At 37.1% G+C, this 17,509-nt stretch carries 18 protein-coding genes; 3 read left to right on the top strand and 15 right to left on the bottom strand.

Annotated elements, in window-relative coordinates:
- Positions 1 to 120: 120 nt before the first annotated feature.
- The 14 genes from DW721_RS00860 to DW721_RS00800 form a co-directional block, all read right to left on the bottom strand.
- Positions 121 to 618: a SpoVA/SpoVAEb family sporulation membrane protein gene (locus DW721_RS00860; protein WP_022013323.1), complete on the bottom strand. Its 498-nt coding sequence runs from the start codon at positions 616 to 618 to the stop codon at positions 121 to 123.
- 172 nt (positions 619 to 790) lie between these two features.
- Positions 791 to 1,213, bottom strand: coding sequence for a stage V sporulation protein AB (locus tag DW721_RS00855; RefSeq protein ID WP_022013322.1), 423 nt, complete (start codon positions 1,211 to 1,213; stop codon positions 791 to 793).
- Between the two features lie 10 nt (positions 1,214 to 1,223).
- Positions 1,224 to 1,856: a stage V sporulation protein AA gene (locus tag DW721_RS00850; protein WP_022013321.1), complete on the bottom strand. Its 633-nt coding sequence runs from the start codon at positions 1,854 to 1,856 to the stop codon at positions 1,224 to 1,226.
- 96 nt (positions 1,857 to 1,952) lie between these two features.
- Positions 1,953 to 2,075 carry a hypothetical protein gene (locus DW721_RS16555; RefSeq protein WP_022013320.1) on the bottom strand — a complete coding sequence of 41 codons (123 nt, stop codon included), beginning with the start codon at positions 2,073 to 2,075 and terminating at the stop codon, positions 1,953 to 1,955.
- A 231-nt stretch (positions 2,076 to 2,306) separates the two neighbouring features.
- On the bottom strand, positions 2,307 to 3,041 hold the full coding sequence (locus DW721_RS00845; protein ID WP_022013319.1) for a SigF/SigG family RNA polymerase sporulation sigma factor: 735 nt from the start codon (positions 3,039 to 3,041) through the stop codon (positions 2,307 to 2,309).
- A 1-nt stretch (position 3,042) separates the two neighbouring features.
- Entirely contained in the window at positions 3,043 to 3,453 is a 411-nt protein-coding gene (spoIIAB, locus tag DW721_RS00840) for an anti-sigma F factor (protein WP_022013318.1), read from the bottom strand.
- On the bottom strand, positions 3,437 to 3,775 hold the full coding sequence (gene spoIIAA / locus DW721_RS00835) for an anti-sigma F factor antagonist (RefSeq protein WP_022013317.1): 339 nt from the start codon (positions 3,773 to 3,775) through the stop codon (positions 3,437 to 3,439). Before spoIIAA ends, spoIIAB begins: the two co-directional genes overlap by 17 nt.
- A gap of 254 nt (positions 3,776 to 4,029) precedes the next feature.
- On the bottom strand, positions 4,030 to 5,460 hold the full coding sequence (locus tag DW721_RS00830) for a tetratricopeptide repeat protein (protein WP_022013316.1): 1,431 nt from the start codon (positions 5,458 to 5,460) through the stop codon (positions 4,030 to 4,032).
- Entirely contained in the window at positions 5,460 to 5,639 is a 180-nt protein-coding gene (locus tag DW721_RS00825) for a hypothetical protein (RefSeq protein WP_022013315.1), read from the bottom strand. Before DW721_RS00825 ends, DW721_RS00830 begins: the two co-directional genes overlap by 1 nt.
- A gap of 143 nt (positions 5,640 to 5,782) precedes the next feature.
- Positions 5,783 to 7,186 carry a FapA family protein gene (locus DW721_RS00820; protein ID WP_118744498.1) on the bottom strand — a complete coding sequence of 468 codons (1,404 nt, stop codon included), beginning with the start codon at positions 7,184 to 7,186 and terminating at the stop codon, positions 5,783 to 5,785.
- Positions 7,187 to 7,342: 156 nt separating this feature from the next.
- Positions 7,343 to 8,347, bottom strand: a complete 1,005-nt coding sequence (locus DW721_RS00815) for an Rpn family recombination-promoting nuclease/putative transposase (RefSeq protein WP_182436157.1) — start codon at positions 8,345 to 8,347, stop codon at positions 7,343 to 7,345.
- Between the two features lie 426 nt (positions 8,348 to 8,773).
- Positions 8,774 to 11,413, bottom strand: a complete 2,640-nt coding sequence (locus DW721_RS00810) for a valine--tRNA ligase (RefSeq protein ID WP_022013645.1) — start codon at positions 11,411 to 11,413, stop codon at positions 8,774 to 8,776.
- A gap of 720 nt (positions 11,414 to 12,133) precedes the next feature.
- Positions 12,134 to 12,967 (bottom strand): helix-turn-helix domain-containing protein, encoded by an 834-nt coding sequence (locus tag DW721_RS00805; RefSeq protein WP_118744496.1) that lies wholly within the window; start codon positions 12,965 to 12,967, stop codon positions 12,134 to 12,136.
- The gene (locus DW721_RS00800) at positions 12,951 to 13,703 is read right to left on the bottom strand and encodes a hypothetical protein (protein WP_118744495.1); all 753 of its coding nucleotides are present in this window, start codon (positions 13,701 to 13,703) and stop codon (positions 12,951 to 12,953) included. Before DW721_RS00800 ends, DW721_RS00805 begins: the two co-directional genes overlap by 17 nt.
- A gap of 224 nt (positions 13,704 to 13,927) precedes the next feature.
- On the opposite strand from DW721_RS00800, the gene DW721_RS00795 reads away from it, so the two are divergent.
- The 3 genes from DW721_RS00795 (at position 13,928) to DW721_RS00785 (ending at position 16,771) form a co-directional block, all read left to right on the top strand.
- Positions 13,928 to 14,971: a rhomboid family intramembrane serine protease gene (locus DW721_RS00795; protein WP_118744494.1), complete on the top strand. Its 1,044-nt coding sequence runs from the start codon at positions 13,928 to 13,930 to the stop codon at positions 14,969 to 14,971.
- Between the two features lie 143 nt (positions 14,972 to 15,114).
- Positions 15,115 to 16,176 (top strand): SCP2 sterol-binding domain-containing protein, encoded by a 1,062-nt coding sequence (locus tag DW721_RS00790; RefSeq protein ID WP_022013641.1) that lies wholly within the window; start codon positions 15,115 to 15,117, stop codon positions 16,174 to 16,176.
- A gap of 169 nt (positions 16,177 to 16,345) precedes the next feature.
- Complete coding sequence (locus DW721_RS00785) at positions 16,346 to 16,771, top strand: HIT family protein (protein ID WP_118744493.1); 426 nt, start codon at positions 16,346 to 16,348, stop codon at positions 16,769 to 16,771.
- A 252-nt stretch (positions 16,772 to 17,023) separates the two neighbouring features.
- On the opposite strand, the gene DW721_RS00780 is transcribed toward DW721_RS00785, so the two are convergent.
- Positions 17,024 to 17,500, bottom strand: a complete 477-nt coding sequence (locus tag DW721_RS00780; protein WP_022013639.1) for a flagellar protein FliS — start codon at positions 17,498 to 17,500, stop codon at positions 17,024 to 17,026.
- Positions 17,501 to 17,509: the final 9 nt, after the last annotated feature.

Raw genomic sequence — 17,509 nt, 5'->3', positions numbered from 1 at the left:
AATGGCGGTCAAATGCATATCTATACATTTAACCGCCATTATAATTATTTGTTATACCATATCAGTTCAGCCGTTAATTTATTACATTCATAAACCTGCTGGTGAACTGTTACGGCATATTTACATACTCATTATCCAATATATGACCCCCAGCAAAAAACTGCTGAATATTCCGTAGAGGATTACCGGTCCCGATATGGTAAATATCTTACATCCCACACCAAATACATCCCCTTCTGCCTGATACTCTATTGCCGGAGATACAACTGAGTTTGCAAATCCCGTTATCGGAACAATACTTCCCGCCCCTGCAAACTGTCCGAGTTTCTGATAAATATTAAAGCCCGTAAGTATGACACTTACCCCAACAAGTGTCAGTGTGGTGAACATTCCTGCAAGTTCCTTATCATTTCCAAATGACATATATACATGGTTCAATATCTCACCTATAAGGCAGATTGCTCCACCTACACTAAATGCTTTAAGACAATTTAACCATCCGTTTGATTTTGGCGTCATGTTTTCCACATATTTATTATACATTTCTTTCTGTTTGTTTTTATCTTTCTCATTTAAAACTGCCCCAATACCGGGTTCATTACTGTTTTTTTCACTCATATTTAACCTCGTTTCTATGCTGCCGACATATTCTATGTTACCTGCAAAACCATTCATTAGTGCATATTGTGACATATAGTATCAAACATTCACCCAAATCCTCATAAATATTATCTAAAATCACAATATTACTTTCTGTTCCTGTAAAACGGACATTGACAATCCACTTTCGCTACTTGCGTTCAAAATACATCTGATATAATGTGCCGAGGAATTTTCCCGCTGCCATCATAAATATAAGAAGATAAATGCCATAACTTAAATTTATTCTCTGGCACAGCACAGGAAAAACCTTGACCGCTTCAGCGAGTGCCATTGAAAGGCATCCCACAAAAATTCCCGCAAATATGCCGAATATGACAAGTCCAACATCCCCTATCCTCATTGGAAAATGATATACGGATAAAAGACTTCCTATCGTCCCTCCAAGCACTATAACACTCTCAAGTTTATACACATGACCTGCAACTCCCATCCTTGCGGCAAGTCTCGGAACTATGCCAAGTGCCGTGATAAGAGCAAATGTTCCCGCTGCCACCGAAACACCTCCGGCAAAACCTATAATGGCAAGTGCCACTTCCTGTATTATCTCCATATCTCTCCTCTTATTTTCTTATAGTTTCCTCTCTATCCGCATCTTTTATGATAGCCTTGTTCATATCTTCCTCATACTTTCGCATCTCAATATGAACAGGTGTCGGGTCATCATGCACCTTGTCACTTTTAAAATGATTATAAAAACACAATATCCCTATCGGTATTCCAATGCTATATGATATTTCAAGTATGCTTCCCGAGTTCTTGTCCACTCCCTTTACTATCTTATAAAAATCATCAAAAACATCACCTACACTTACATCCGTGTTAAATGTCATAATAGTAAATGCTGCTCCGAAAAAAACGATTATGCAGGTTATGGCAAGCTTTGTGTACTCCCATGCCGGATTTGGTTTCACGGGTATCTTATATTCGACCACAAAATCCGGTTCACCTATGTTTACGATACTAAATGCCGGGCACTCCTTTTGTATCATATTTATCACTTTTGTAATAGAAAAAATAACTTTCTCGTTCCTGTCACCTTTTACCGTATGGAGAACAATATCACCGGCACGTTTTACCGCATCATTGTCAAGCGATATAATATCGAGTACATCAGAAAGAATTATCCTCTTATTTGTAACCTGTTTGCTCTGTGACGCTTTTATATAAAGCGTTTTATTTTCAACCTGACTCATATTTAGCCCTCATTTCTGTTTTCAGCCTTCTTCTTGAACTTTTATTAAAAAACATCATTATCTTTTGCTCAGTAAAATATATTTCAATAAGTCTGTCTAAATAATCCTTCCGTTTGTATATTCCGTGCGTGTATTTCTCTGTATCGTAAAATAACATACTGTTGTCATAAGTGCTATTCCTATAATAACGGCAATAAGCCATCCTCTGTTTCTCATCATTTTCACAAACCTCCAAAATATTTTTGTGATGTTATCTGTCACACTAAAGATGTGAACCTTAACTTCATGATAACAGTAGTATGGCTTATTATTTTTTGTTTATTCACAAAATGCCCCTTTTTAAATATTTATTTATATTGCACAAACATAAACAATGTCTCTTCTATTATAAGTTTAACAGGCATTTGCAAAACTATAATAATCTTTACTTGAATTATTCTGCATCAACTCTTATGAATTTAATTCAATATACATACGCTTCAATATCTTCTTTTCAAGTCTGCTGACCTGAACCTGACTTATGCCAAGTTTGTCCGCTATCTGCGTCTGCGTCATTTCCTTAAAATATCTGTACTCAATTATCTTTTTCTCCCTGCCTTTTAATTTTTTTATAAGATTGTCGATAAGTATATGATTTATAACTTTTTCCTTTTCTCTGTCACTTACTGTTTCTTTTGCCACAATCTGGTCTACAAGCATAACCTCCCTGCCATCATCCCTGTAAACGCTCTTATAAATAGAATCAATCTCCGAATTTGCATCAAGTGCAAGTACAATATCCTCCTCCGTTATCTCCGTTGCAGCAGCAATCTCGCTTATCTTTGCATTTCTGCCTTTTTCATAGCTTATCTTTTCTGCCGCTTTTTTTATCTTCCAGCCATTTTCCCGCAATGTCCTGCTGACCTTAATCATCCCATCATCCCGCAAAAACCTCTTTATCTCGCCCATTATCATCGGCACTGCATATGTTGAGAAACAGACATTAAAACTCATATCGAAATTGTCAATTGCCTTTATAAGTCCTATGCAGCCTATCTGAAATATATCTTCCGCATCATATCCCCTGCCCGTAAATCTTTTTACAACATTCCAGACAAGTCCCATGTTTTTCTTTACAAGTTCATTTCTTGCCTCCCTGTCTCCTGCTCTGGCTTTCTTTAGCAAACATTTCACTTCATCATGCATGCTATTTTGCTCCTACTTTCTTTTTCATATAAATCTTAGTTCCTTTTGATACCTCAGATTCCACTCTCATCTCATCCATAAACGCTTCCATAAAAGCAAACCCCATCCCCGAACGCTCCCATTCAGGTCTTGTCGTGTATAACGGTTCCATAGCTTTATCAATATCAGCTATTCCGACCCCGAAGTCTTCTATCTCTATTTCCACATCATTATTATGTATATTGCAAGTCATAAAAATACTTCCCGGTCCCGATTCATAGCCATGTATTATGGCATTTGTCACCGCTTCCGAAACAGCCGTCTTTACATCTGACAACTCCTCAAGAGTGGGATTAAGCCTTGTTATATATGCCGCAACTACAGTTCTTGCAAATGCCTCATTGCTCGAACAGCTCTCAAATTCTATTCTCATATAAAGCCTCCTGTATGGTATCATATTTTTCTATAATCTTATACAATCCTGATATTTTAAATATACGGTCAACAGCATTTCCCACATTTGTAACTGCCGCTTTTCCGCCGATAAACATAACCTTTTTATATCTTCCCATAATAAGTCCTATCCCGGAACTATCCATAAAACTTACATCTTTAAAATCAAAAACTATATTTTTTACATTTCCGGCTTCTATAAGCCTGTCGGAAGTCTCCCTTAAGTAAGTAACCGCATGGTGATCAAGTTCATCTTTAATATAAATAATCAGACTATCACCTTGAATTTCGTAATGCAGCATATACACACTCCTCTCTTCTTATTTGATGTACTCCCGGTATCTTCTCAAAACGAATACTTTCGAGAGCATATTTTATTATGTCTGTGCAACTAACACTATCTATAACCAATTTCGCAAATATATATTTTTTACAAAAATAAAAAGTCTGCCGTATGCAACATTTAAGTCACATAAACGACAGACCTCTGTCTTTGTCATACTTATCTCTCTTAACCATTTTGCAAATCAAAACAGATATGCTTATATTTTAAAGACTAATAACCCATTTCTGTTAATTTCGCTTTAGAGAGAGCAACTCTGTCTGAATCAGGGAAATCATTGATAATAGTCTCATAATACTTCTTTGCCTTATCATATTTCTGCTGTTTTTGGAAACCTCTGCCTAAGAAATAAAGTGCCTTCACATTAGTCTCGTCATATTTAACAGCCTCTTTCAATGTCTTTATGGCATTTCCATAATCACCACTGCTATAGAGCGTATATCCCTGCTGATATAATTTTTCCGACATAGTTGCAAATGTATTTTCTTTTATTCTCTTGTACACCTTTTTTGCATATTCACTTTTAAGTGTATTTTCATCAATCTTTAAAAGTTTTTTTGCAGCGTTTTCACTATCGTTTGCCAGATATGAACTTGCCGCACTATAAAGATCATCATATATGTCTAGTATGGTCTTTCCATCTTCGGTATTTATATCACCCTGAAGTTCCTTCAACTGGCTTTTCAAACCATCAATCTCCTTTTGCAAAGACTCATTCTTACTCTTTAAAGATGATGAATCACTATCATCTGCTGCCTGCTGCTCACTGTACTGTTTAAAATTATTATTCGCACTGTTTGCATCTTTTGATTTCATATGTGGAATTATAAGGAAATACATAAGTGCAAGTCCTATAACCATTCCTACCACCACATTTATAAAAGGCATTATAGACGGTCGTTCCTCTTTATATGGAGTTATTGTCTTATATGCATCCGGATCAACCTTTGGTAAAGTTCTTCTTTCCGTTGGCTGTTCCTTAGATGGTTTCGGCTGTACTCTCTGGCTCTCTCCTCTTAAATGGACATCCGACAACTCTTTCATATACCTGAGTGTAGTAGTATTAGTAACATCAATTTTACTTATATGTCTGAGAAGTTTTAACGCCTTTACCCTGTTATCCTTTTTTCCAGTCATCATATAGAGCAAAGCTAAAAGCTGGTGTGCTCTTATAAAGTTAGGATTAAGATTTACAACTTTCTTAAGCTGGATAACAGCCATATCTTCGTCACCGTGTTTTGCAGAATTCAATGCTGAATTATATTTCCTTATAGTCTGATTATATGTTTCAAGTCTGTTTGGATTTGACTGTATCTGTCTGATATAATCCTCCGCATCATTGTTTTCTGCCTGATAATGCCTGCTTATGACCCACTCACTCAAAGCAGCAACTATCTCGCCCTCTTCTAAGTATATCAATCCTAAAAGATTTCTTGCATTTGTATTTAATTTGTTATACTGAAGACTAAGTTTCAGGGATGACACGGCACCTGACAGATCCCTGACCTTTGCCTGTGATAGTCCCTTATTATAATAAGTATTTGACAGGCTGACAACCTTACGGTAATTCTTCAGATCATGACCGCAATTATCACACCTTTTCTTGCTAAAAGCTACATTGGCATTGCATCTTGGACAATTCATTATTCTTCCACCCATCCTGCTGATTTATTTTTCTTTGTATTTCTTCCTGCTTTTTCATCCTTTAAAATACTCTGAAGTAAATCCGTCACATCAGTTGTATTATTTCCGTAAATAGCATCCTCTGCCTGATCTATCTCCAAACTAGGCTGAAATTTTGCCAATTCCGCTTCAAAATCCATATTACACTACCTCCCGATATTCATCAACTATTATCCGCCGCAACTTGCGACAATCTTTTTATGTATTGCATACTCACCATCTGCTTTTTCTTTGACAAACTTTTATAATGTCTTTTCATGACACAGACATCCAGAGTGCAATTTTATTCCCCAATCTTATACACTATGATTCCTGCCCCCCGCCTTGCATACTCAACATGATGTTCTTCCTCAGTCACGACTGCTCTCACACCATTTATAACAATAACATTTCCCGGATAAATGACTTTTTCAATCGTAACCTTTGCAAGATTTGCTTTTCCCATCTTCTCAACAATATCCTGTTTCTTTTTTGTCAATTCACTTAATCTCGTATCTTTTTCTATCTTTGTACGCATAAGTGCCATCTTCTTATCCCCAAGATCCTTTCTATCGGACTTTTCCATAAGAATCTGTATCTGACCCAGTACATTTGTAATCTTGGCAAGTTCTCCATTCACCGCCGACATATCCTGTTCACACTTTGTCAGTTTTGCAAAAAGATCACCGTCAACACCTGCACTTATCGTAGTCTTTACCTCAGACATATTTCCGATAATAGTAGCATGAATATACCTGGTTGCAGATACCTTTCCGCCTATTATTATTCCATACTTTCCTGAGACAATGACATCCTGACCGCACTCAATATCAGAATTCATAATGGCATTTGCATTTACATCATTGACAGCTTTTATCTGCACCTGCTCAAAAAACTTTCCGGTAACATTCCCCCCTGCCTCAAGGTATCCCTTGCCGTTGCCCTGCATTCCGTTTTTAAGCACTATATCTTTTTTCGCCTTAAGTACCGCTGACTCGACATAACCATCTACGATAATGCTTCCTCTTTCAGATATAACTTTAACTCCCGTAAGAACATTTCCACGAACATGAATGTCATTTTGAAATGTAACATCTCCTGTTGTAAAAGACACATCGCCCTCTATAATCAGCTCAGACTCTATCTGAAGTCTGTCATCACGATATGTTATCTTTCCATCGTACTTTGCATAGTACTCCTTTTTTTCATTGTCATAGATAAAACCTCTGCCATTTAGTCGTGCAAGTTCTTTACCTTTTTTAGCAATGATTGTCTCTCCTCTTACGGAAACACCATCTTCAGAAGGTATTGCCGGATGATATATAACAACTTTCTGACCTTCTTCAACAGTAGGCACATCTCCATACTCAGAATAGTCCACAGAACCATCTTCTAAAATCTTAGGTTTCGTGTCTATCTCAGTCTGAAATAAAAACTCATACCAGCCGTCAATCCCGTCAACTGCCTTTTTTCCCTCAGCAACCTTGACAGGTACATTGTAAATCCTTTCATCTATTACCTTCTGTAACTCTGCTTTGTCAATGCCATTTACTACGCCTGCATTTTTAAGTCTCTTTGCAAGATCTTCAACCGTATAGTCTGATTTTGTCTTATCTGTTGTAATGATACAAAGGTACGCCTCAGATCCGTCATCTGAAAATGTAACCTCTCCTCCGCCAAGAACCTCTGCGTTTGCTTTATCTTCCATGATACCCTCCTCCCTTCCTTAATAACAGCGATAATTTGCTATAATACCGCTACTATAATAAAATTATATATTAGTTGCCTTATAAATGCAAGTAGGGAATCGCCGTTCATGGTAACACTGACAGTGAAAAATTTATATTTTTTTATACTAAAATCTTCAAAGACAAGCAGCCGATATTTTTTTAATAACTTCCTTAACATATTCTTCTGACTTAGACACCTTCTTTGCAATCTCAGGTATAGTCATATCACAATCCACATATGCCTCGATTTTTCCCTCAATTTTTCCTTCACGTCTTCCATGGATTTCTCCCTCACGCACTCCCTCAAGTCTTCCTTCACGCTGTCCCTCATCTTTTGCTTTTTTTAATGAATTTTCCCATGCTCTGCACACATCAACCACCTCTTCTTTCTCATTGCCGGCAATATTTGCACCCGTTATCATATTTATCAGTTCCACCGCCTCTCTCTCAACACTCTTAAACCTGTGTTTTCCCTTAATCCAGCTTCCATCTTCATCCGACTGGTGCTTGATGAATTGCAACACTGAACCCAAATCGGTCTTGAATTTTTCATATTCATTATCGGAAACCTTTACCGGCTCTATCAGATTTATTTTATAGTCCGGGATATATTTTAAGATATGCCCGTCATTTACACAAAACATATCATGGATACTTTTAGCTCCGTCCCAGCTTTTATCCCCAAAATAAACAACTAATGTTATCACCGGCATCAGCTTATCTTGTTTTCTAAATCCCGATAAAAATTCTTCTGAGCTTAATTTAATATCCGCAGTTTTGTTCTTGTCACGATATGATTTTTTTGCCTCTTCTACCTGTTTTGCATACTGCAATGCATCATAAAGCATATTTTTAACAGCCATTGCATAATGTATCTTATCCTGATTTTCCGTGCCAAGAACAACATATACTGTATCTCCATCTGTAACACTTTCCCATACCATAAGATTATCTCTCATTTTCTGTACGGCGGCTTTGGCATCATTTCCATATGGCATCATAAACTCTACAGTATCTATTTTTTGCAATCTTTCAGGCTTTATCACCTGTGCACCGTCATACACATAAAAATTAAAGGCATCTGCTATTACATTTTTATGCGACATATATTGTTTTGTCGCTACATCAATTTTCCCCATAAATGTTTTTCTTCCTTCCATTATATTTTGTTTGCATTTAATAAGCAATATTTCGTTTTTTAGATAATAACAATTATGTTCACTGATTTCTATTTGTATTTTTCACATATTGTCCCTTATCTTTTGTGTATTTTTCACAATAAAAATTCCAAAATAATGAGATTTGATAAGATTTGAAAACTTTAGACAAAATTCCGTTTATTTTTCATTATCATTTTCGTGATTTTTGATAAAATATCTAAGAAATTTTAATCCTGTAAAATTTAGCAGCCAATCTATAGTGCATCATTTAGCAGACTACATCAATTTCGCCTTGCCTGGTTAGGCTTATCAAGGGTGATGTGTCAAGTATTTTTTGTCAGAAAAAGCCCCTATAAGCTGCAATCTTATAGGGGCTTTTCTTTTGATACTTACATCATCATCTCATTATAATGCAGCAAGTTCTTCTTCTACTTTGCTCATCATTGCCTGATATTTCTCAAGTTTTGCTTTTTCCTCATTTATCTTAGCTTCCGGTGCCTTACTCATGAATTTCTCATTGTTAAGCATTCCGTTTACTCTCTTAAGCTCTCCCTCAAGGCGTTTCTTTTCTTTTTCAAGACGCTCCTTTTCTTTTGCGAGGTCAACAAGGTCTGCAAGTGGCATATAGATTGTTGCTTTATCTATAACTACTGATACTGCATTGTCCTCGATGCCTGTCTTGTCAGACTGTACATGTACTTCTGACGCAGAGATAAGGTGCTGATATGAAGATACAAGTGATGTGAGTGTCTCTTTTGTCGCATCATCATCTGCCACGATATATACCTTAGCTTTTCTTGATGGTGCTACATTCATCTCACTTCTTCTGTTTCTTATTCCTCTTGTAAGTGCTTTCATAAGCTCTGCTTTATTCTCAGCAGCTTTATTGTCCCACTCATCCTTAAACTCAGGCCAGTTTGAAATCATGATAGACTCTTCCTCTGACTGGAGTGTGCAGAATATTTCTTCCGTGATAAAAGGCATATATGGATGAAGTAATTTAAGCGAGTTGATAAGTACCGTCTTAAGTGTCCAGAATGCAGCGTTGGCTGACTCTTTATCCTCATCCTTTGCAAAAAGTCTAGGCTTAACAAACTCAATATACCAGTCACAGAACTCTGTCCATACGAAGTCATTTATCTTCTGAACGGCTACACCAAGTTCATATTTTTCCATATTCTCAGTAACTTCTTTTGCAAGTGTGTTTACCGCTGACAATATCCACTTGTCCTCAACTTTGAGAGTGTCATACTCAGGTGTTGTAATCTCGTTGTCTCCAAGATGCATCATGATAAATCTTGAAGCGTTCCATACCTTATTTGCAAAGTTACGGCTTGCCTCAACTCTCTCCCAGTAGAAACGCATATCATTTCCCGGAGCGTTGTTTGTGACAAGCGTAAAGCGGAGTGCATCTGCACCGTATTTATCTATAACTTCAAGCGGGTCAATTCCGTTTCCGAGCGATTTACTCATCTTTCTTCCCTGACTATCTCTAACAAGTCCATGGATAAGAACTGTATCAAACGGTACTTTTCCCGTATGCTCAAGTCCTGAGAACATCATACGGATAACCCAGAAGAATATAATGTCATATCCTGTTACAAGAGTGCTTGTAGGATAGAAATAGTCCATCTCCTCTGTCTTTTCAGGCCAGCCAAGTGTGCTGAAAGGCCAGAGTGCTGATGAAAACCATGTATCAAGTGTATCAGGGTCCTGACGCATAGGTTTGCCGCATTTTGGACAAGTGCAGCCATCTTCCTTAGTAACAACAAGTTCTCCACAGTCATCACAGTAAAATGCGGGAATTCTATGTCCCCACCAAAGCTGACGGGAAATACACCAGTCTCTTATTCCTTCTAACCAATGGTAATATGTCTTATCAAAATGAGGTGGAACAAACTTTGTATCACCTTTTTTTACGGCTTCGATAGCAGGTTTTGCAAGTTTTTCCATTGCAACGAACCACTGTTTTGAGACTCTTGGCTCTACTGTTGTATGACAGCGGTAGCAGGTTCCTACATTATGCTCATGGTCTTCTACTTTAAGAAGTGCTCCCTCTGCTTCAAGGTCTGCTACGATTGCTTTTCTCGCCTCATATCTGTCCATTCCCGCATATTTAGGATAATCTGCAACTATCTTTGCATCATCAGTAAGTACATTTATAACTTCAAGATTGTGGCGAAGTCCAACTTCAAAGTCGTTAGGGTCATGTGCCGGTGTAATCTTAACAACACCCGTACCAAATTCCATATCTACATATTCGTCTGCAATAATAGGAATCTGACGGTGTACAATAGGAAGGTCGAGCATCTTTCCTATCATATCCTTGTATCTGTCATCTTTTGGATTTACTGCTACAGCTGTATCTCCGAGAAGTGTCTCAGGTCTTGTTGTTGCAAGGTCTATATAGCCTGTTCCGTCTGTAGTCTTGTAACGAAGATGCCAGAAATGTCCTGCCTGATCCTCATACTCAACCTCCGCATCTGATATAGATGTAAGGCAATGAGGACACCAGTTGATTATTCTCTCACCACGGTAAATAAGCCCTTTATTGTAAAGTTTTACGAAAACTTCCTTAACTGCCTTAGAACATCCCTCGTCCATCGTAAAACGCTCTCTGTCCCAGTCACATGAAGAACCAATCTTCTTAAGCTGTTCAACAATACGACCACCGTACTGCTTCTTCCAGTCCCATACATGCTCAAGGAACTTTTCTCGTCCAATGTCCTCTTTTTTAATTCCATCTTTAGCAAGTTTTTCAACAACCTTTGCCTCAGTTGCGATAGAAGCATGGTCGGTTCCAGGAACCCAGAGTGCTTCATATCCCTGCATACGCTTAAAACGGATGAGAATATCCTGCAAAGTATTGTCAAGGGCGTGTCCCATGTGGAGCTGTCCCGTGATATTAGGTGGCGGCATAACGATAGTAAACGGTTTCTTGTCCCTGTTTACTTCTGCATGAAAATATTTTTTCTCAAGCCACTTATCATAAGTTCTTTTCTCAATGTCGGCAGGGTTATAGTTTTTCTCTAATTCTTTTGCCATGATAATTTTTCCTTTCTAAAATAAAAAACCCTCTACCCGTATAAATACGGATAAAGGGCGAATAATCAATACACGCGGTACCACCTTTTTTAATATTTAAACCATCATCACTGCACATAATACATAGTATAATAAATGCAGCTTATCTTTGTTTAAATATATCTCTGCATCTTTAACGGAATGACCCGATGAAAACTAATGACCGTTTTTCTCTGACTTTAAACCGCTGTCTTTTTCTCATATGATCGTGCATCACTGTCTCACACAATCATATCCACAACTTGTCAAAAAAACGGCTTTCATATCCACAACTCCAAAGCTACATTCCACATTTTCGTGCCTGAACAGTCTTTCAGCCAGTGAACCGTTCTCTCTGATGGACTACGATGTGTACTCCTCTTTTTCCTAGTCTTTATCTTTCAACATGATACTAAATTGCGTGGTGGTATGTCAAGAGAAAAAAATTGTTTTCAATACATAAGTAACAGTTCAGCCCAAAAAAGATAAGTCAATAATACATGAGCTTGCTCAATGTATTATTGACTTGTTTTTTGGGGCGTAATAGCCTTTCATTTATGAAATGAAGTAAACACAAGCTGCATAGCAGCGACTGACAGCTTGCTGGCAGGTTTACGAATGTAATAAATGAGGGGCTGAACTGTTACATATATAAATCGGCGGATTTTGACAGTTTTGTGGATAAATGATAAGAAACTGATGCTACCCAAAAATCCTGAGTCCTCTTTTATTTTTACCTTTTTCCTTAACCTTATCCTTTTTATCATCTTTTTTCTTCTCCTTTGTCTTAAGCTGCTTTATCTGGCTTGTCGCTGCTACCTCCTCCAAACTCTGTGACTGAATTTTTTGAAGTATCTCCTCTAGCAGTTTTGTCTGTTTTGCCGCCATTTCGTCTTTCTGCATCATTATATAATTTATCTCTTTCATAAGTTTTGTTGATACATTGTCCGATATTCTCTGCTCAGACTCTTTCTGCCCCTCCTCCACAACATTTGCAACCATTTTTCTGAGCATCAGCTCAAACCTTTTTATTTTTTCCTCGGAAGGTACGGCAACACTTCTTTGTTCCCCCTGTTTAAAAGCCGTTTGTCCAAGTTCGCCTTTCTGAATATTAAGTACCTGTCCGGCAGCTCCTGACATATTTTTGTTTTCCAACTGCACAACATTGTCCGTCTGCACAGACTGACTTCTTGAAATCATAAAACCGTTTACAGCTTTTGCTTTATTGGAGTTATTTTCCTCCTCATCCTGAATTTTCTGGTTTAACTCCTCACGCAATTTATACTGCTCATTTGGATTCATTTTTCTTACATTATCAATATCATGTATAATAAGTTTGATTGATTTGAGCAAAAATCCCTGTTCCTTTAAATCCTTAACATCACGGAGTATCTTTATGTCCCTGTCCGTATAAAATCTATGCCCCTTTGAGTTTCTATGTATGTTTAATCCAAGTTCCTCCTCCCAGTATCTTAAAACATGGTTTTCAACTTCAACCTGCCTTGATGCATCTGAAATACTATATTTCTTCTCCATATATTCCCTCCATAATTTCCTCAAACAATTCAATTTCCTCACGGTCGAAAGCATCTTCATCAAAAGCTTCTTTCTGACAAGCGGCTCCCTCTTGTAGTTTATTTTTATCACTCATTTGCCCTGCATCAACACTCTGTAAAGAATTGTTCTCATTTGCCACTGCCGCTTCTGCCTCGTCTTGTTTTTTCTTTTCATCAGCAGCTTTTTGAGACTGAACCATACTTTTTAAAAGATGCGGTTTCATATTATTTTCAATATAATCATACAATTCCTGTCTTAACATCCTGTCCTTTCTTTTTAACTGCAAAAAAAGTTCAGAAATAAAAATTGCAAGAAGCACCATTCCTGACGCAATCGACATTTTTATATACCACTGCGCTGACGCACTCTCATAATATCCCCCGATCATGTAAAATACATAGATTACCGTTGTGACTGCCGCACCATATATTCCGGTATTTTTCAGATTATACAGATTTATCCCAAGATACTTTACATCCTTCATCTGCATAAAAACAAAACTCTTTGTATCATTTATCTTAAGATTCATCTTATATGTAGTCTCATATTTAGAAATCGTGTTTTTCATCCATTTATTCTTAGTTGTAGAAATATGATGTACCTGATGCAAAAGTTCAGTATATATACACGCCACTATAGTCTTTGCTAAAATTGTGATACCACCTGCTCCAAGCATCAAAAGCACACCATCATAATGCTCCAGAAAAAACTTCATGTTCTTCCCTCCAGTCTTTTATTCTTTTTTGGTACCGAATATATAGTACGACCTTGTCCGCCCCTTTTCTACCCCTAATCATGCGTCATTTAGTATAGATTTTCGACAAAAGTTCAAAAGTAACTGATTTTGTGCTATACTAATTTTAAAAGTCCGGCAGATATTCGCAATCCACTCTGCCACTTTCATGATATTGTTAAATCTAATTTAAAGCGAGGTTTTTTATGACAGATTTGTTGAGCAGCATTTATGTTCAAAATGATTTTAAACCGATAATATTAAATACCCCCGGAATATTTCTAAACATAAAAGTCAGTGATGACGAAACGCTTGCCATCGTGACCGTCGATGAGACAAAGGGAAATCTATATTCAAGGGAACAATTTGAAAATATTTCAAGACAGATACGAACTTTTGCCACAAATAATAATAGTCTCAGATACCGTTTTTTGTATCTTCTGATAAGCGAAGATGATACCTGTATCAAACGACTTTTAACTGATAATGTAAGCTGCTGGCGCATAATCCCGTCACAAAAACAGCTTATGATATTTGAAACGGCTTGTGATGAATTTCTTACTTTAAGAAACCCCATTGAAAATATGCTTGCCACAAAGCCGTTAGATGTTTCCGCTTCTGACAATGAATCATCTTCCATACTGGACAAAGAAGTAAATGTTAAACTTGCCCCTGTAAATTTAGGAATTGTTGCAATAAATATTATTGTATTTATAATCATGTCAATAATCTCCACTCCGGGTTCAGAAGACATATCCGATAAATTTGCACTCGGCTGGGATCTTTTTTTCAATAAAAAAGAATACTACCGTATTTTTACATCAATGTTTGTGCACGCCGGTATCGACCATCTATACAACAATATGATAGTGCTTTTAGTTATCGGAAGCTATTTTGAACTTGCAGTCGGCAAAATAAATTATATTATTGTTTATTTTTCATCAGGTATTATTGCAGGCTTAACATCTATGCTTTATAATATGTCAAATAATGACTATGTGCAGTCAGTCGGAGCATCGGGTGCTATCTTTGGCATGACCGGCGGAATGATAGCCGTCATACTGATAAATTATTTCCATGCACACAGTCTTGACCTTATGAAGATTATTTTTGTGGCATTTTTAAGTCTTTATGGCGGTTTTACAAGTCAGGGAGTTGATAATGCCGCACATATCGGCGGAATAGTATCCGGCTTTTTAGTCGCATTTGTTTTATATTCTTTACGCATAAAACGCAAAAAATATAGTTAAGCGGATTTTGCAATCTGCTCTGCTACCTGCTCATAACACTATTAATTGCTATCCCAACATATCGGAAAATATTTTCCTGATAGTGTTAAATAAACAAAATAAATTGTTTTGCACATCATAACAACAAAGAAATGAGGGAACATATGACTACAATAAATATTTATTATGGCGGACGAGGTCTTATCGATGACCCGTCAATATATGTTATGGATAAACTTACAACCGTATTTGATGAACTTAATGTAAATGTCAAACGCTATAATCTTTACGAAGATAAGCACGGTATTTCCGTACTTCCAAAAACCTTAAAGGAAGCAGATGCCGTTATAATCACCGCATCTGTCGAATGGTTTGGTATTGGAGGTCTTTTGCAGCAGTTTCTTGATGCCTGCTGGCTTTACGGAGACAAAGATGCAATACGCAGACTCTATATGATGCCCGTTGTCCTTTCGACAACTTATGGTGAAAAAGAAGCTTACCAGACGCTCACTAAAGCATGGGAGATACTCGGCGGCACACCTTGTGACGGAATATGTGCATATGTAAGCAGTTCAGTTGATTTTGAAACCAATAATGACTATGGAATGTTGATAGAGAAAAAGGCCGAGAACTTTTACCGTACATTTACAAAAAAAATGGTAACTTTTCCATCGAGCAGCAATGCCGTTGTAGAGACTTCACAGGCTGTCAAACCTATGACTCTTACACCACAGGAAAGTGAAGAACTTTCGATGTATGTGTCAGATGATAATTATGTTAAAAGGCAGAAAGAAGATATTGAAGAACTTACTCAGCTTTTCAAAAATCTTATGGATGATGATACAGACACTTCCACTTCAGATAAGGATACGGAACTTGATACTGCATCCTTATTTGCAAACATATTAAATAAAAACGGGGATGACGACAAATATATTAATGCATTTAGAACACATTTTAATCCTATTCCCGATACGGCAATCTCTTTTGCATTAAATATATCAGACCAAAGTCAGACATTGGTACTTGATATGGACAATTCAAAATTAAACTGCTACTATGGAGAAAAGCCGGATGCAACAGCTACGCTTAAAGCAAATCATATTGTCATAGACAGAATTATTTCCGGAGAGATAACACTCCAGGAAGCATTTATGACAGGTTCCGTAACAGCAAAAGGCAATTTTAATATTCTTAAGTCATTTGACAGGATATTTAATTTTTAAAGTGATTGCAAAACTGATTATGTGCTGTGTTAATTATGCAGATATAGTATTTTTTATATTAGAGTAAAAATGTAGTGCGAAAAATAAATTTTTCACACACAAGTTTGTGTCTGTGCACACTTGACACAAACTTGATATGCAAAAAATGTGTGCAGAAATGAGGATTATTATGAACAAACATATTGATGACAACTGTATTTTTTGTAAACTTGCAAACGGTCAGATACCTACAAACTCAATCTACGAAGATGATGACTTTAAGGTAATTCTTGACGCCGCACCGGCTGCAAAGGGACACGCCATCATCCTGCCTAAAACACACGCAGCAAATCTTTTTGAACTGCCTGACGAATACGGCAAAAAAATATTTGCAATCGCTAAAAAATGTGGAAAAGCTATTAAAGAAACTTATGATTATGATGGATTAAATGTACTTCAGAATAATGGTGAGGCAGCAGGACAGACAGTCTTTCACCTCCATGTGCACCTCATACCAAGAATGAAGGACGACAACATCGACATTAAATGGGCACAGGGAGAATGTGCTGACGGCGAGAAAATTGCTGAGGAAATAAAAGCAAACTTAACAGATTAATATACGGACGCAGGAACAGGGAATATATTTTTCTATATACAATAAATATCCATAATTGCTCTATACCTAATCGTCCCCAACGCACAGCAGGTCTTTAATATATATTTTGCAGCGGAGACCGTTATAACATCGTCAGCACTTAATGAGCGTACTATGCTCATTTATGTGCTGCTACGATGTTATCCGAGCGAAAGCGTGTCTGAGCGTAAAATATATATAAAGACCTGCGTCCGTTTATAACACCATACCCCCTTAAGCCTTAAACCCTCTTGCCGCCTCATTATCCATAAACACTTCATTGAGCGTTCCTTTTCCGTAAGTGAGTCCGGCATATACTTTTTGGGAGTTCTGTACTACTGAACCTGATGTATCCTGTTTTGCTACTTCTTCAAATGACTTGCGAAGTTTTTCCATATTTTCTTTTACACTGTCTATATTTACAGGTTTTCTTTTGATTATTGAAGCCGTAAGCTGTCTGTTCACATATGTATATATACTGTACAGATTATGCGAAATCTCATATCCCATATCCAGACTTCCCCTTAATTCACTAACACAACCTTTTGCACTTTTAAGATAACTGTCTGCTTTCTGTAAATCTTCTGTTTTAAAACCATCCTCCGCCTGTTCTATACAATAATCAAACATTTCAAAAAGTATCACTACAAGCTCACTTTTGTTTGCCTGTGATATGCGTGCAGTAAATTGTCTTTTTTCTTCACTTGTCAATTTTTACTT

Origin of the sequence: Clostridium sp. AM27-31LB (genome assembly GCF_003480745.1) — a bacterium.
Lineage (GTDB): Bacteria > Bacillota > Clostridia > Lachnospirales > Lachnospiraceae > Butyribacter > Butyribacter intestini.
Note: the sequence above shows the minus strand (reverse complement) of the source record. Positions and strands in the feature narration are given on the sequence as shown.

Excerpts from the sequence above, each read along its gene's own strand:
- DW721_RS00800 (WP_118744495.1), bottom strand. The coding sequence starts at position 13,703 with ATGAAGTTTTTTCTGGAGCATTATGATGGTGTGCTTTTGATGCTTGGA.
- DW721_RS00860 (WP_022013323.1), bottom strand. The coding sequence starts at position 618 with ATGAGTGAAAAAAACAGTAATGAACCCGGTATTGGGGCAGTTTTAAAT.
- DW721_RS00815 (WP_182436157.1), bottom strand. The coding sequence starts at position 8,347 with ATGGGGAAAATTGATGTAGCGACAAAACAATATATGTCGCATAAAAAT.
- spoIIAA (WP_022013317.1), bottom strand. The coding sequence starts at position 3,775 with ATGCTGCATTACGAAATTCAAGGTGATAGTCTGATTATTTATATTAAA.
- DW721_RS00845 (WP_022013319.1), bottom strand. The coding sequence starts at position 3,041 with ATGCATGATGAAGTGAAATGTTTGCTAAAGAAAGCCAGAGCAGGAGAC.
- DW721_RS00820 (WP_118744498.1), bottom strand. The coding sequence starts at position 7,186 with ATGGAAGATAAAGCAAACGCAGAGGTTCTTGGCGGAGGAGAGGTTACA.
- DW721_RS16555 (WP_022013320.1), bottom strand. The coding sequence starts at position 2,075 with ATGATGAGAAACAGAGGATGGCTTATTGCCGTTATTATAGGAATAGCA.
- DW721_RS00790 (WP_022013641.1), top strand. The coding sequence starts at position 15,115 with ATGACTACAATAAATATTTATTATGGCGGACGAGGTCTTATCGATGAC.
- DW721_RS00785 (WP_118744493.1), top strand. The coding sequence starts at position 16,346 with ATGAACAAACATATTGATGACAACTGTATTTTTTGTAAACTTGCAAAC.
- DW721_RS00830 (WP_022013316.1), bottom strand. The coding sequence starts at position 5,460 with ATGAATTGTCCAAGATGCAATGCCAATGTAGCTTTTAGCAAGAAAAGG.
- DW721_RS00855 (WP_022013322.1), bottom strand. The coding sequence starts at position 1,213 with ATGGAGATAATACAGGAAGTGGCACTTGCCATTATAGGTTTTGCCGGA.
- DW721_RS00805 (WP_118744496.1), bottom strand. The coding sequence starts at position 12,967 with ATGGAGAAGAAATATAGTATTTCAGATGCATCAAGGCAGGTTGAAGTT.
- DW721_RS00850 (WP_022013321.1), bottom strand. The coding sequence starts at position 1,856 with ATGAGTCAGGTTGAAAATAAAACGCTTTATATAAAAGCGTCACAGAGC.
- DW721_RS00795 (WP_118744494.1), top strand. The coding sequence starts at position 13,928 with ATGACAGATTTGTTGAGCAGCATTTATGTTCAAAATGATTTTAAACCG.
- DW721_RS00825 (WP_022013315.1), bottom strand. The coding sequence starts at position 5,639 with ATGGATTTTGAAGCGGAATTGGCAAAATTTCAGCCTAGTTTGGAGATA.
- spoIIAB (WP_022013318.1), bottom strand. The coding sequence starts at position 3,453 with ATGAGAATAGAATTTGAGAGCTGTTCGAGCAATGAGGCATTTGCAAGA.
- DW721_RS00810 (WP_022013645.1), bottom strand. The coding sequence starts at position 11,413 with ATGGCAAAAGAATTAGAGAAAAACTATAACCCTGCCGACATTGAGAAA.